The organism is Sphingorhabdus sp. SMR4y (assembly GCF_002218195.1).
Lineage (GTDB): Bacteria > Pseudomonadota > Alphaproteobacteria > Sphingomonadales > Sphingomonadaceae > Parasphingorhabdus.
The window spans coordinates 2,341,331-2,355,112 of record NZ_CP022336.1; the positions used below are offsets into that span (position 1 = coordinate 2,341,331).

General features: G+C 59.4%; 11 protein-coding genes. 8 read left to right on the forward strand and 3 right to left on the reverse strand.

All coding sequences use genetic code 11. The features are described 5' to 3' along the window. Positions 1–53: 53 nt before the first annotated feature. The 8 genes from mnmG to SPHFLASMR4Y_RS11360 all read left to right on the forward strand — a co-directional run bounded on the left by mnmG (position 54) and on the right by SPHFLASMR4Y_RS11360 (position 9,891). A complete protein-coding gene (gene mnmG / locus SPHFLASMR4Y_RS11325) occupies positions 54–1,919 on the forward strand; it encodes a tRNA uridine-5-carboxymethylaminomethyl(34) synthesis enzyme MnmG (RefSeq protein ID WP_089134847.1) in 1,866 nt (621 codons plus the stop codon). Next, positions 1,916–2,533, forward strand: coding sequence for a 16S rRNA (guanine(527)-N(7))-methyltransferase RsmG (gene rsmG / locus SPHFLASMR4Y_RS11330; protein ID WP_089133639.1), 618 nt, complete (start codon positions 1,916–1,918; stop codon positions 2,531–2,533). Before mnmG ends, rsmG begins: the two co-directional genes overlap by 4 nt. A gap of 28 nt (positions 2,534–2,561) precedes the next feature. Then, a complete protein-coding gene (locus SPHFLASMR4Y_RS11335) occupies positions 2,562–3,344 on the forward strand; it encodes a ParA family protein (RefSeq protein WP_089133640.1) in 783 nt (260 codons plus the stop codon). Then, positions 3,344–4,297 (forward strand): ParB/RepB/Spo0J family partition protein, encoded by a 954-nt coding sequence (locus tag SPHFLASMR4Y_RS11340; RefSeq protein WP_089133641.1) that lies wholly within the window; start codon positions 3,344–3,346, stop codon positions 4,295–4,297. The genes SPHFLASMR4Y_RS11335 and SPHFLASMR4Y_RS11340 overlap by 1 nt, the downstream gene beginning before the upstream one ends. A 265-nt stretch (positions 4,298–4,562) precedes the next feature. Next, complete coding sequence (locus tag SPHFLASMR4Y_RS11345) at positions 4,563–5,054, forward strand: DUF4402 domain-containing protein (protein WP_089133642.1); 492 nt, start codon at positions 4,563–4,565, stop codon at positions 5,052–5,054. 231 nt (positions 5,055–5,285) lie between these two features. After that, entirely contained in the window at positions 5,286–6,128 is an 843-nt protein-coding gene (locus tag SPHFLASMR4Y_RS11350; protein ID WP_089134848.1) for a molecular chaperone, read from the forward strand. Between the two features lie 59 nt (positions 6,129–6,187). Further along, entirely contained in the window at positions 6,188–8,923 is a 2,736-nt protein-coding gene (locus tag SPHFLASMR4Y_RS11355) for a collagen binding domain-containing protein (protein WP_145955523.1), read from the forward strand. A gap of 77 nt (positions 8,924–9,000) precedes the next feature. Next, positions 9,001–9,891: an alpha/beta fold hydrolase gene (locus SPHFLASMR4Y_RS11360; protein WP_089133644.1), complete on the forward strand. Its 891-nt coding sequence runs from the start codon at positions 9,001–9,003 to the stop codon at positions 9,889–9,891. A 10-nt stretch (positions 9,892–9,901) separates the two neighbouring features. Here SPHFLASMR4Y_RS11360 and SPHFLASMR4Y_RS11365 read toward each other — a convergent pair whose 3' ends face one another. The 3 genes from SPHFLASMR4Y_RS11365 to SPHFLASMR4Y_RS11375 form a co-directional block, all read right to left on the reverse strand. Continuing rightward, positions 9,902–10,810: a diacylglycerol/lipid kinase family protein gene (locus SPHFLASMR4Y_RS11365; protein ID WP_089133645.1), complete on the reverse strand. Its 909-nt coding sequence runs from the start codon at positions 10,808–10,810 to the stop codon at positions 9,902–9,904. Between the two features lie 80 nt (positions 10,811–10,890). Then, on the reverse strand, positions 10,891–12,531 hold the full coding sequence (locus SPHFLASMR4Y_RS11370) for an acyl-CoA synthetase (RefSeq protein ID WP_089133646.1): 1,641 nt from the start codon (positions 12,529–12,531) through the stop codon (positions 10,891–10,893). A gap of 88 nt (positions 12,532–12,619) precedes the next feature. Beyond that, on the reverse strand, positions 12,620–13,777 hold the full coding sequence (locus SPHFLASMR4Y_RS11375; RefSeq protein WP_089133647.1) for a CaiB/BaiF CoA transferase family protein: 1,158 nt from the start codon (positions 13,775–13,777) through the stop codon (positions 12,620–12,622). Positions 13,778–13,782 lie beyond the last annotated feature (5 nt).

Sequence of the window (13,782 nt, forward strand, 5' to 3'; positions counted from 1 at the left end):
GCGACGCTCGGTAGGTTTTGACCTGCAATCCCGCTTCCGCTATGGGCCGCGCTATGACTCAGACATTTGACATCATCGTTGTGGGCGGCGGCCATGCCGGTTGCGAGGCAGCTGCCGTGGCCGCACGCATGGGTGTGTCTACCGCGCTCGTCAGTTTTACCAAGGACAGTATCGGGGCGATGTCCTGTAATCCGGCCATTGGTGGACTTGGCAAGGGTCATCTGGTGCGGGAAGTCGACGCCTTTGACGGCTTGATCGGCCGCGCCGCCGATGCCGCTGCCATCCACTACCGGATGCTGAATCTGTCCAAGGGTACCGCCGTGCAGGGGCCCAGAATTCAGGCCGACCGGAAATTGTACAAGGCGGCGATCCACCGTATGTTAGATGCGCAGGACAATCTCACGATCGTGGAGGGTGAGGTCGCCAGTCTGCTGATAGAGAAATCACGCGTCAGCGGTATCTCCATGGCCGACGGTTCGACGATTACGGCAAAGGCGGTCATCCTGGCGACAGGGACTTTTCTCAACGGCAAATTATTCCGGGGTGAAGAGACGGTCGAAGGAGGCCGGACAGGGGAGGCCGCTTCAGTATCGCTTGGGCAACAGATCCGTGATGCGGGTCTGCCGATTGCCCGGCTGAAAACCGGAACGCCACCGCGTCTTGATAGCCGGACAATTGACTGGGCCGCCTTGCCCGAGCAGCCATCCGATAGTGACCAGTGGACCATGTCACCGCTGTCGAAAGGCCGCTCGGTGCCCCAGACATTTTGCGCCGTCAGCCGGACGACCGCAGAGACGCATGAAATCATTCGCGGGTCGCTGGACAGATCTCCCCTGTTCAGCGGTGCCATTGACGCGCAGGGGCCGCGATACTGTCCTTCGATCGAAGACAAGATTCACCGCTTTGCCGACCGTGATTCCCATCAGGTCTTTCTCGAGCCGGAAGGTCTCGACAGCAATCTTGTCTATCCCAACGGTATCAGTACATCGCTTCCGGCTGATGTTCAGCTGGCGTTCGTGCGGACCATGGAAGGTCTGGAGAATGCCGAGATATTGGTGCCGGGCTATGCTGTTGAATATGATCATATCGATCCGCGTGCACTTGACCGATCGCTGAAGGTCCGAGATCTTGATGGGCTCTATTGTGCGGGCCAGATCAACGGCACTACCGGCTATGAAGAAGCTGCTGCGCAGGGGCTGATCGCCGGACTGGGTGCGGCTTGTGCTGTGCAGGGGAAGGATGCTCCGGTTCTGGATCGTGGCACCAGCTATATCGCGGTGATGATAGATGATCTCGTTTTGCAAGGGGTCACGGAACCCTATCGGATGCTCACCGCGAGGGCGGAATATCGTCTGCGACTGCGCGCTGATAATGCGTCGACGCGTTTGACCCCGATCGCAATGAAAGCTGGCTGCGTAGCGGAGCAGCGTTCGGTTTGGTTCGCTCACCGGCAGCAGTCGCGCGACGCTATAATGGATGCGCTGGCCAATATATATTCCAGCGAGGATCTGGTGAAGGCGGGTATCGAGGTGCGGCGGGACGGAACCCGCCAAAGTCTGTTCCAGTGGCTCCGTTTTCCCAATATCAGCATCGCGTCATTGGAAGATTTGGAAGCATGTTTGGCCGGTAGCGATCCCGCGCTAATGTTGGAAATTGAAGAGGACGCACGTTATGCGCCCTATCTCGACAGGCAGGAGTCAGAGTTGCGCGATCTTCGAGCCAATGAGCAAATTCGATTGGGAGACGATCTCGACTATGGATCCATAGCCGGGCTCTCCAACGAAATGGTCGAACGGTTGATGACTGCGAGACCTGAGACACTGGCGGCCGCGTCCCGTATCCGTGGCATTACACCGGCGGCGCTGGCGGCCATTCTCGTCCACGCAAGGCGCCGGGACAGCCGGAATCTCGCCGCATGACGGAGGAGGAAGCGCAGGCCTGGCTTCGCGCAGAATATGATGTTTCACGTGAAACATGGCAGCGTCTCGAGACGTTCGGCGCATTGCTGCGGGATGAAATGCAGCGCCAGAATCTCATTTCCAAATCGAGCGCGGACAGTCTCTGGTCCCGCCATATCGTCGATAGCGCGCAATTGCTGCGCTATGCCCCGAAGCCGGCAAGCGAGAAAATCTGGCTGGATCTTGGAACTGGCGCCGGCTTTCCCGGGATAGTGATTGCGATCCTTGCGCCCTATCGGGTGCGCATGGTGGAATCGCGCAAGCGGCGGGTTGAGTTCCTGAATGATGTCATCGTCAAGACCGGTATCGCCGATCACGCGTCGGTGATCGGAGACCGGCTTGAGAATGTGGAAAGCTTCCCGGTCGATGTCATAAGCGCCCGGGCTTTTGCACCATTGGAACGACTCATCGCACTTTCACACCGTTTTTCCACAAAAAATACGGTTTGGCTCTTACCTAAGGGCAAAAATGCGGTAAGGGAGTTGAAAGGCCTGTCGCCAAAACGGCAAAAAATGTTTCACGTGGAACATAGTTTGACCGATCCGGACGCCGGTATATTGGTGGGAAAGGGCTAGAAACCTATTATCCGGGGCAGAACTGCAAATGGTTCGTATCGCAATAGCCAATCAAAAAGGCGGAGTGGGCAAGACCACCACAGCAATAAATATGGCTACGGCCCTGGCTGCCAGCGGCTGGAAAGTCCTGCTGATAGATCTTGATCCGCAGGGCAATGCCTCGACCGGGCTGGGTCTGTCGCAGGGGGACCGGGTCAACAGCAGCTATGATCTGCTGGTCAATGACGTGGATCTTGCCGATTGTATCAACGAGACCAAGGTGCCTGGGCTGGAGATTGTTCCGGCTACTGTCGATCTGTCTGGCGCCGAAGTGGAACTGGTGGAATTCGAAGAACGGACGCATCGGTTGAAAAAAGCCCTGGACGCAGCCGATAACGGGCGCTGGGATATCATCCTCGTCGACTGTCCGCCGTCGCTCGGCCTGTTGACATTAAATGCTATGGTAGCCGTTGAATCGCTACTGGTGCCGCTGCAGTGCGAATTTTTTGCGCTCGAGGGCCTGAGCCAGTTGCTGCAGACGGTCGAGCGTATCCGTGCCCGTTTCAACCGCCAGCTATCGGTGATGGGCGTGGTCCTGACCATGTATGACCGTCGTAACAAATTGACCGAACAAGTGTCTGAAGATGTCAGGGCCTGTCTGGGAGATGTGGTGTTTGAAACCGTGATCCCGCGCAATGTTCGCCTTTCTGAAGCGCCGAGCCACGGTCTGCCCGCACTGATCTATGATCATCGCTGCAGCGGGTCGGTCGCCTATATCGACCTTGCCCGCGAGCTGATCGGCCGTCTGCCGGACCGAAAGGTGGCCGCTTGATGGATGATGATCAGGCCCTGAGCGAGAAGAACAAGAAAGCGCCAAAACGCGCCACCGGACTGGGCAGGGGGCTGAACAGCCTGTTTGGCGAAATCCAGCGCGAAGCACCCATTGAAACCAGCGAGACCGACGATGGCGATCGGGATGGCCAGCCCAATATCACCGACGGCCTGCGCTCTATTGCTGTTTCCGATATCCGGCCCAACCCGGACCAGCCGCGCCAGCATTTCGATACCGACGCGCTGGATGAACTGGCAGACAGCATGCGGCAACGCGGCGTCATCCAGCCGATCGTGGTGCGGCCGCATGGCAAGACTTACCAGATTGTTGCCGGCGAACGGCGGTGGAGAGCGGCCCAGCGCGCCCGGCTGCACCAGATTCCTGCCGTCGTCCGTAGTCTCAACGATGAAGAAACGTTCGAGATCGCGATTGTCGAGAATGTCCAGCGCAAGGATCTGAATGTCATTGAAGAGGCGGAGGCCTATGCGCGACTGAGCACAGATTATGGTCATAGCCAGAACAGACTGGCCGAGATCGTTGGCAAATCCCGCAGCCATATCGCCAATATCATGCGCCTGCTGGAACTGCCGGCCAGCGTCAAGACACTGGTCATGGATGACAAGCTGACCATGGGTCACGCGCGGGCACTGATCAACGCGCCCAATGCCGAAGAGCTGGCGCCACAGGTTGCCAAACAAGGCTTGTCCGTCCGTGACGTCGAGCGGCTTGTCCGCAAGGCGATGGCGGTCAAAAAGCCGAAGTCGGCGAAGAAATCGGTAGCCATGTCTGAGACCGATGCCGATATTCAGGCGCTGGAAGCACATCTTGGTGATCTGCTCGGGCTGAAGGTTAAAATTCAGCCAGACGGGCAGGGTGGTGTGATGGCAATTGAATATGCGAATCTTGATCAGCTCGACCTGATTTGCCAGCGACTGACCGGTGAACATATCTAGTCAGCGATGACGACCGGCATCGAATTTGCCCGCCATGAGCTTGTTAAAGCCATGGGCGATTGTCGGATTAATTCCATTTAGTCCATTTATTTCAATATGTTAGAAGCTTAGGGCAAAATTTACCATGTCTTACAGCAAAGCCTTATTCTTTCCCGTGGATAAGAGCAGCTGAATGTTGACACAGGCGATGGCAGATCAGTGGGTTTGGTCTGACTACACCGTATGTGTCCTTTCAATAATGCAACAAATATAGGGACCAGTAACTATGTCGAAATTTATCAAGGCCGCTTTGGCCTCTTCCGTGCTTGTGGCTTCGGTCGTGGGTGCCAATGCAGCCGAAGCTGCAACCGCTTCCGCCGATGCACGCGCCAATATTCTCCAACAGGTAACCGTCGATTCCAACGATGTTGATCTCAACTTCGGCACGATCATCACCGGCGCGACCGCTTCCACTGTTTCCGTAAGCACTGGTGGCGTGGGAAGCTGTGGTACCGGACTGGTTTGCTCGGGCACGACCACCGCTGCCGGCTTCACCATCAACGGCACGTCCGGTGCGACTGTTGATATTTCGGTCGATCCGTCGGTGACGCTGACCGGACCGAGCGGAACCATGACGGCTGCTCTGACATCAAGCGATTCCACACTTGTCCTCGACGGAACGGACAGTTTCGCGGTCGGTGGCACGCTGAGCGTTGCTGCCAACCAGGCCGATGGCGCCTATTCCGGCACATTCAGCGTCTCCGTTGATTATCAATAATAGCTGATCGGGCGGGCCGGGTGTCCGTTCGCAGTCTTTAACCCAAAAGCCCGTCTGCAATTCCGGTTGCAGGCGGGTTTTGTGTTTCTGCGCCGCGCTCTGCCCTGCGGAACAGCGCGGGAATATCGATCATGGTTAGCGCTTTGGTAACCCTCTTTGCGCATAAGGAGGATGTGGGAACCGGCCCGTAAAGGCCGACCTATCCGTATGACCAGCAAGGCGGAGAATATCATGACCATTCAGGGTTTCAGAACATTACGAAAATACAGCATCATGCTGGGCGCCGTTGCGTCCGCCATGTCATTATCATCTGCGCCGGCCAATGCCGCGGGGGACCTTCTGGTTGCTCCGACGCGCGTGGTCCTCGACGGACAGCGTGGCACCGAAGTGATCTTGAACAATATAGGATCGGAAACCGCAACCTACCGTATTTCGCTCGAGCTGCGGCGAATGAACGCTGACGGTCGCCTGGAAGACGTATCGGACGAACAGGTCAACGAGATCGAGACGGCGGCCAAGGCAATGATCCGCTATGCCCCGCGCCGGGTTACCCTGCCGCCGAACCAGCCGCAGGCCATCCGTCTTGGCGTCAGAGCACCCGAGGGCCTCGCTGACGGTGAATATCGCGTCCATTTGTTGTTTCGGGCGATTCCAAAGGCACGGTCGGTGACCGAACAGGCGGAGACAGAAGGCGGGATGACGATTGCGCTGACGCCGATCTATGGTGTGACCATTCCGGTTATCGTTCGCTACGGCAATCTGCACGCTACCGCCGCCATCGCCAACGGGCGCATGATAGAGAGTCCGGAGGGCAAGTCCCTTGCCTTTGACCTGAGCCGGACCGGTGATCGCTCCACCTATGGGGAAATCCGTGTCACCAAGGCGGGACTGGACGAGCCGATCATGGTTGCCCGGGGTATCGCGGTCTATCCGGAAGTGGACAAGCGGACCGTGACATTGCCGGCTCCGCCGGAAATAGCGGCTCAGCTGACCGGCGCCATCACGGTGGAATATCACGAAACCGCCAATGCCGGTGGCGGGCTTATTGCCAAAACCGATATGGTTCTTCGATAAGCACATTATATCAATGACTTATAGTGGCTTCAAACAGCCACAAAGTCATGATGCAAGGCATGGGACAGCGAACTGATATAATCGGCCGGGGCTTGAAAGCGCTGGTCAGGGCTGCGGGAATCATCACGATCTCCGCAGCTTCGCTGTTTCCGGCATCCCCGGTGCACGCTGTCAGTGCCTGGTCGGCCAGCGATGACGACGCGCTGCTGTTTGACCTGCGTGCCGGCAATTATCGCCTTGGTGACGGCGTCCGGGGCTATCAGACCGACGCGGGCATTTGCGTCGATCTTGCCGACATCATTATCGCCATGGATTTGCCGCTTCGTCTTGACAAGAAGTCGCGCCGCGCAACTGGCTGGCTCTTCTCAGAAAACCAGACGCTGACCATTGATCGCGACAGCGGCACGGTACAAAAGGTGAACGGAAGGCAAAAGCTCCTGCCCGGCCAGATCCACGACGTCCCGGAAGGTTGGTGCGTTGATCTCACAAGCCTGTCGGACTGGTTTGCCGTGGATTTTGTGCCGGATTTGTCCAACGCGCTGCTCACCGTTGAATCCGACAGCAAATTGCCCTTCCAGCGTGCGCTGGAACGCAAGGAGCAGGCCGCGAAAATCCGTCCGCGCAAGAGCTTCGACCTTGCCGCCCTCCCCCAGTCAACGGAATCCTATAAATTCTGGCGTACACCGTCGGTGGACGCGGTTGTATCGGCCGGTGGATTGCGGGACAGGCGATCGGGTCAGAAATTCGACCTGCAATATGAGGTTTATGCGTCCGGTGAACTGGGCAAGGCCAGCTTTGACGCCCGGCTCTCCTCCGATGACGAGGGCGTGCCGGAAAGTCTGCGAGTCAGGGCCTATCGCACCGACCCCAAGGGAGAGTTGCTCGGACCGCTGCAGGCCACCCATTTCGCGCTTGGGGATGTCTCGACCTTTTCAACCCCATTGGTTTCCCAATCTGTCGCCGGACGGGGGGCCTTGGTGACCAATCGTCCCGTCGAGCGGCCGGACAGCTTTGACCGTACCAGTTTCCGGGGCGAATTGCCCAGCGGCTGGGATGCCGAGCTCTATCGCAACGGCCAGCTTCTGGCTTTTGCCGAAAACCGCTCCGATGGCCGCTATGAATTCATCGATGTGCCTCTGCTATACGGCCAGAACCGTTTCGAGGTGGTGCTTTACGGGCCCCAGGGACAGATCCGGCGAGACGTGCAGGTGATCCCGGTGGGAATCGATTCGATTCCGCCCAAACAGACCTATTATTGGGCCGGGATTCACGAGGCGGGTGAAGATCTTATTCGGATCGGGGCGTTTTTACCGACCCGGCAGGCGGGCTGGCGCGGTGGAGTCGGACTCGAACGCGGACTCAATGCCAAAACATCGGTCGCAGCCTCCCTGTTCAACCTGCACATCGATGGCCAGCGGCATGATTATCTCGAAGGATCGGTGCGCCGGGCTGTGGGGCCGACATTGGTCGAGATATCGGCCGCTTCCAATATGGGCAGCGGCCTGGCGTTACGCGGCCAGTTGCTGGGACAGCTTGGTAAAAGCTATATTACTGCCGAATCGATCTGGGCCAGGGGCGGATTCATCTCCGACCAGATCGAGAAAAATGCCCGCTCCCGGCACAGTTTGGCGGTTGACCACAGTTTCAAGCTGGGCAGCAAGATCATTCCCGTGCACCTTGATGCGCAATATGAAACACGTTTCGATGGTCGCGAAAGCCTCGATCTAACGGGGCGCATGTCGTTCAACCTCAATCGTCTGTCACTGACCGGCGAGATCAACTGGGAACAGCAATTCAGTGCATCCGGTGCCACGCCAGCAGACCGTATCGGCGCCCGGCTGCTCGCCAATGGCCGCATCGGCAAGGTCCGTCTCCGGGGTGAGGCAATCTATCGTGTGGCTCCGGAAAAGCGATTTGAGCAGGTTAATTTTACTGGCGAATGGCGTGCCGGCGAGCGGTCCGACTGGCGCGCGGAGCTGGGCTATGATGCCGGTCTTGATCGCGGACGTGCCGGAATAGGCATCATCCGCCGATTCAAACATTTTTCGCTGACGGCGAGCGCCGAAGCGGCGACCGACGGATCGATAGCAGCCGGAATCAATCTGGCTTTCAGCCTGGGTCCCGATCCGCGCACCGGGAAGTTCCGGTTTTCAAACAACAAACTGGCCAATAACGGCCAGGCCCTGGCCATTGTCTACCACGACGAGAATGGCGACGGCAGGCGCCAGTCCGGTGAACCTCTGGCGGAAAATGTCGAATTGACCGCGGGCCAGTCGGCGACCTTCTCGGCGACTGACGAGAGCGGCCGTGCGATTATAGACAATCTGCAGCCGTTCCGGCCGGTGTTGATCGGGATCGACAGCAGCAGTCTTTCGAGCCCCTATGTGCAACCGGCCCTGCCTGGCGTGGTGATCACGCCGCGACCCGGCATTGCCACGACGGTCGAACTGCCGCTGGTCAGTGCCGGCGAGGTCGAGGGCACGCTGGTACGCAGGGGCGGTGGCACGATTGCCGGTGTCGGGATGGAACTGGTCGATGGCGAGGGGCGGGTGATCCGCGAGACCCAGACCGAGTTTGACGGCTTTTTCCTGTTCGATGGCGTGCCCTATGGCAGCTACACGGTCCGGATTGCGAAGCTGTCGGCCCAAGCGATCCGGGTTCCGATGATTCTGGCAGCGCGCGCGGTGGTCGATGGTGACAATCAGATCGCGAGACTGGGGGCGGTCACGGTCGGGTCAAATGCCCATATCGCGGGTAATGACGACGGGCGATCAGACCGTATCAGCGCGCCCTGACGCGACAGCGCCACCGTTCTTGTAACCTTGGCGCTTTCTGTTACTGATTCCGTTTTCGCGCAGATCGGGAAACAGACATGCAAGTCTTCGCCAATGGCATCAATATTGAAGTAGAAGATTACGGCAATCCCGATGATCCGGCAATATTGCTGGTCATGGGCTATACCGCACAACTGATCTACTGGCCGTTGGATTTCGTCAACGGACTGGTGGGCGAGGGCTTTCGGGTGATCAGATTCGACAACCGGGATGTCGGCCTGTCCTATAAGTTTGACGGGGTGCGGCCGCCACACCCGATCCGGCAGATGATCGCCAAGCGCTTCTTCCCGAACCGCCGGATGGCGCCTTATGATCTAGGCGATATGGCGCGAGATGCAGTCGGGGTGCTCGATGCACTGGAAATTGACCGGGCGCATATTGTCGGCGCCTCGATGGGCGGAATGATCGGCCAGCTGATCGCAGCTGATCATGCCGATCGGGTCCTGTCCTTCACGCCGATCATGTCATCGACCAATGGCCCCGGCCTGCCCGGTGCCGATGCCGAAGTACGCAAGGTACTGCTCCAAACCGCGCGAGCCAAGGCGCGAACGCCGGATGAGGCTCTGGAACTGGGGCTGGCTTTTTCATCGCTGATCGCTTCGGAAGAAGGCCGCAACCGGCCCGAGGAACGACGGGCGATGATGAAGCTGGCGCAGGAGCGCGGCTTTTATCCGCCCGGCCCGAAGCGCCAGATGGCGGCGATCATTGATACCGGCAATCTGCGGCCGGCGGCCCGGCGGATTGCCGCGCCGACAATGGTCGTTCACGGCGCAGATGACCCGCTGATTCCGTTCGCGTGCGGAGAGGATATTGCGGCGCATGTTAAAAATGCGAGGTTCGAGCTGGTTCCGGGCATGGGTCATGATCTGCCCCCCAGCAAATTGCCGGCGATGGTTGATCTGATCGCGGAGCATTGCCGCGCCGCCTAGCACGGCCCTGTTATGCCGGCAGCGGCAGGCAATAGGTGACCGTCTGCTCAACCATCCTGATTTCGCCGGGTTGTGTTAAAAGCAGGTCGCCATCCACCTGAAAAGCGGCCTGGCGGGACGGCTGGTCTGCTGCAGTTATCGAGAGACGGCGCGCGGGTAGCGACTGAACAAATGCAAGCTGTGCCGGATCCCGGCCGAGTGCAATCGCCAGCAGGAAGCGCAGAAAATCACGACGCCGTGCGCGACTCAAGGCAATGACATGGAATCTGTCTGCCGCCAGTTCTGCCGAGGGCGCCAGCGTCCAGTCGCCGGCATAGTGATGCGCCTTGATCACGTAAAAGGCGGCGCCGGTCAGCTTGGTTTCCGAGCCGTCGGGTGTTTCCGCGGTCAGGCAAAAGCGAAGTTCCGGCCAGTCGCCGAACAGTTTCAGCAAGGACCATGCATAGGCGGCTCCCCCGATCCGTTTTTTCAGTGCTGGACTGTGTCGGGCGACAGCCTGTCCGTCCGGTCCTGCGCTGATGCAGGCGACAAAGGGCTGGCCATCGGCGGCGATCAACGGGGCTTCCAGCCGGGCGAATTGGCTGTCCAGATAGCCCGTCATGATCTCGCGTGCGAATATTTCAGGATCGTCGGAATAGCCCAGTTCCCTGGCGACCAGATTGACGGTGCCGGCGGGAAACACGCAGAGCGGTTTCGAGATACCGGACCGGACCATCGATGCGACGACCAGCCGCAAGGCGCCGTCGCCGCCCGATACGCAGACAAGGTCGCATTCGGGGAAAATCTCGAACTGGCCGTCTATCTCGGTCCGGCCCAGCCGGACCTGCGCCCCACAGGCCTCAAAAGCGCGAGACAGCACGTCCAGCCGGAATTCGTCAAACGTGCCCGAGGCCGGGTTGTGGATGAGTTCAACAATCACCGGTCTTCCTTGCGGCGATTAGCCGCGACCCGTCAATGGTCGAGATGTCAATAAATGCTCAAAAAACAAGGTCTTCGAACCTAGGCCGGTACCTGCACCCGTTCCAGCGCGATCTCTTTGGCCGCCTTGTATCCCGCCTTGCCATTGGCGGCGCGCGGCACTTCGTCGACCAGGACAATCGCGCGCGGCGCCTTATAGGCAGCGAGTTTGGACCGGACATGGTCATTGAGCTCCGCTTCGTCGAAACGGGCGCCTTCAACCAGAGACAGGACCGCTGTAACTTTCTGTCCGAAGCGATCGTCGGGCAGGCCGACAACGAGGCAGTCGTAGACGCTGTCATGGGTCTTGAGGGCTTCCTCCACTTCTTCGGGAAAGATTTTTTCGCCGCCGCTGTTGATGCAGGCCGAGCCGCGGCCGAGCAGGGTGATCGAGCCATCCGCCTCGACCGTCGCAAAGTCCCCGGGGATTGAGTAACGCACACCGTCGAAGGTCTTGAAGGTCGCCGCGCTTTTCGCCTCGTCCTTGTAATAGCCGAGCGGCACCATCCCGCCGTTGCAGATAAGCCCCATTTCGCCGGAGCCGGGCGCGACCGGCTTGCCCTCTTCGGTCAGCACCTTGGTTGTCGGGTTCATTTCGAACTTGGCGGTCTGGTCGCTGTCGATATTTTCAATCGTGGTGATCGATGTGCCCATGCTGCCTTCGGTCGAGCCCATGCTGTCGACGATTGCCATGTGGGGCAAATGGCCCAGCAGGCCGCGCTTCACTTCCGTCGACCACATCACGCCGGAACTGCCCATCATCTGAAGTGACGACAAATCATAGGCTTGCCCTGCCGTCTTGGCCTCCTCCAGCGCGGCCAGCATCGGCTTGGCAAAGACATCGCCGACGATGGTGATGTCGGTCACCTTTTCGTCCTGGGCGAGTTGCCAGAGCGCCGCCGGATCAAAATGGCTGTTGTCGAACAGGACGACGCACCCCCCCAGGCTGTGTGGGATCATCGCCCCGATCCACATGCCGGTGCCGTGCATCAGCGGGCAGGCCGGTATCGAACGTCCCGTCGCCCCGGCGGCATGCAGTTGCTGGACCAGCGGACCAAAACTGGAAGCATCGGTGGGCGGTTCCATTTCGCGCATTTCAAAGCCCTTGGCGAGCAGTGCCGTGGCGAAGCTCTTGTGATCATACATCACGCCCTTGGGCATGCCGGTCGTGCCGCCGGTGTAGAGCATGTAGATATCATCATTGGACCGATCTATCGGCGGCATCGGCTGCGTGCTTTGCAAGGTCTCTTCATAGTCAAGGGCACCGTCGAGATGCTCACCCGACCCGTCGTCGATTTCGAGGAAGAGTCTGACCTGTTCCAGCTGGTCGCGGATCGCGGCCACCCGCGGTGCAAACTGGGCCTGGAAAACCAGCGCCTCGCTGTCGCTGTTGTTGATCACATGGGTCAGTTCCGTCTCGAGATAGCGATAGTTGACGTTGACCGGGGTGACGCGCGCCTTGAACGCGCCGAACTGGGTCTCCAGATATTCGGCCGCATTATAGGAATAGATCGAGAGTTTCGCACCGGGCTCGAGACCGTGGCTGGTCAGCAGCTGTGCGATGCGGGCCGCGCGATTTTCATATTCCGCCCAGCTATAGCGCTTGTCGCCATCGACGATTGCGGGCTTGTCGGGAATTGCCGCGGCAATATTTTCCCAGATATCGGCCATCTGCCAGGTCATGCGATTCTCTCCTATATTTTTCTGGAGAGAATAGCCGGATTGCGGGCCGACGCAACAGGATGGCGGCGTCCGAGCCGATTGAAGCGATCTATTGTGGCGGGCGGGAGGCCAGCTCGGCGCGAATAGCCTCGCTATGTTCTCCCAGTGCCGGACTGGGCCCGCAGGGCGCGAGCTTGGTTCCGCCAAAGCGAGCGGGCGCGGTGACATGCCGGACCGTCCCGAGAAGCGGGTGTTCGGCCTGTTCGAATATGCCGATGGCGATGGCCTGCTGGTGGGTGGGCAGGTCTTCCAGGGCCAGGCAGGGCGCGGCCGGCACGTCATGTTCGGCGAGACCGGCGACCATCTCGGCGCTGGTCAGGTCCGGCTTTTGCGCAGCGATGATCGAGGCCAGTTCCGCCATATGGATGCTGCGGTTGGCCATGCCCTGATATTTTTCCACCGTCTTCAGATCGGGGCGGCCGACGATGTCGAAAATGGCGGCCCAATGGTCATCGGTCATCGCGGCATAGGCGATCGCCCCGTCGGTCGAGCGAAGCGGGAGCTGGTAATAGTCGGCGAAGGGCGCGCCGTGAGTCACGTCGTCCGCCTGCAGCGTGAGGTGCATGCCACCGTCGGGCCAGAGAAAGGCGATACAGCTTTCGAGCATCGACAGATCGATATGCTGGCCGCCGGCGCCGCGTTCGCGGGCAAACAGGGCGGCGGTGATCGCCTGCGCGGCGGTATAGGCGGTGACCTTGTCGCAGATCAGGGTTTTGACATAGGCAAAATTGTCGGGATAGCCCTGCAAAGTCATGAAACCGGCCATCGCCTGCATCACATGATCATAGGCGGGACGGCCGGAGAGCGGGCCTTCATGACCAAAGCCGGTGATCGCGCAATAGATGAGCTGCGGCTTTTCCTCGCGCAGCGCAGCGCTGCCCAGGCCAAGCCGGTCCATCACGCCGGGCCGGTAATTGTGGATCACCACATCGGCCTCCAGACATAACTGCCGGGCGTGGGCCACGTCTTCCGCTGATTTCAGATCGAGTGTAATCGAGCGCTTGGCCTGATTGCAATTGTGGAACAGGCCGGAAATCCCGTCCTTCTGGCTGCCCAGCCAGCGCATCGGATCGCCGATCCCGGGGGGTTCCACCTTGATGACATCCGCGCCTTGCTGGGCAAACATCATCGTTGCCAGCGAGGCGGTTATCATGGTGGAAAATTCAACGACCTTGATCCCGGCCAGGGGCTGTGTTGCTTCTGTCATGCCAT

What these genes read in the sequence shown, in the direction of transcription:
- SPHFLASMR4Y_RS11355 (WP_145955523.1), top strand. Translation starts at nt 6,188, where the DNA reads ATGGGACAGCGAACTGATATAATCGGCCGGGGCTTGAAAGCGCTGGTC.
- SPHFLASMR4Y_RS11375 (WP_089133647.1), bottom strand. Translation starts at nt 13,777, where the DNA reads ATGACAGAAGCAACACAGCCCCTGGCCGGGATCAAGGTCGTTGAATTT.
- rsmG (WP_089133639.1), top strand. Translation starts at nt 1,916, where the DNA reads ATGACGGAGGAGGAAGCGCAGGCCTGGCTTCGCGCAGAATATGATGTT.
- SPHFLASMR4Y_RS11340 (WP_089133641.1), top strand. Translation starts at nt 3,344, where the DNA reads ATGGATGATGATCAGGCCCTGAGCGAGAAGAACAAGAAAGCGCCAAAA.
- mnmG (WP_089134847.1), top strand. Translation starts at nt 54, where the DNA reads ATGACTCAGACATTTGACATCATCGTTGTGGGCGGCGGCCATGCCGGT.
- SPHFLASMR4Y_RS11350 (WP_089134848.1), top strand. Translation starts at nt 5,286, where the DNA reads ATGACCATTCAGGGTTTCAGAACATTACGAAAATACAGCATCATGCTG.
- SPHFLASMR4Y_RS11335 (WP_089133640.1), top strand. Translation starts at nt 2,562, where the DNA reads ATGGTTCGTATCGCAATAGCCAATCAAAAAGGCGGAGTGGGCAAGACC.
- SPHFLASMR4Y_RS11370 (WP_089133646.1), bottom strand. Translation starts at nt 12,531, where the DNA reads ATGACCTGGCAGATGGCCGATATCTGGGAAAATATTGCCGCGGCAATT.
- SPHFLASMR4Y_RS11360 (WP_089133644.1), top strand. Translation starts at nt 9,001, where the DNA reads ATGCAAGTCTTCGCCAATGGCATCAATATTGAAGTAGAAGATTACGGC.
- SPHFLASMR4Y_RS11345 (WP_089133642.1), top strand. Translation starts at nt 4,563, where the DNA reads ATGTCGAAATTTATCAAGGCCGCTTTGGCCTCTTCCGTGCTTGTGGCT.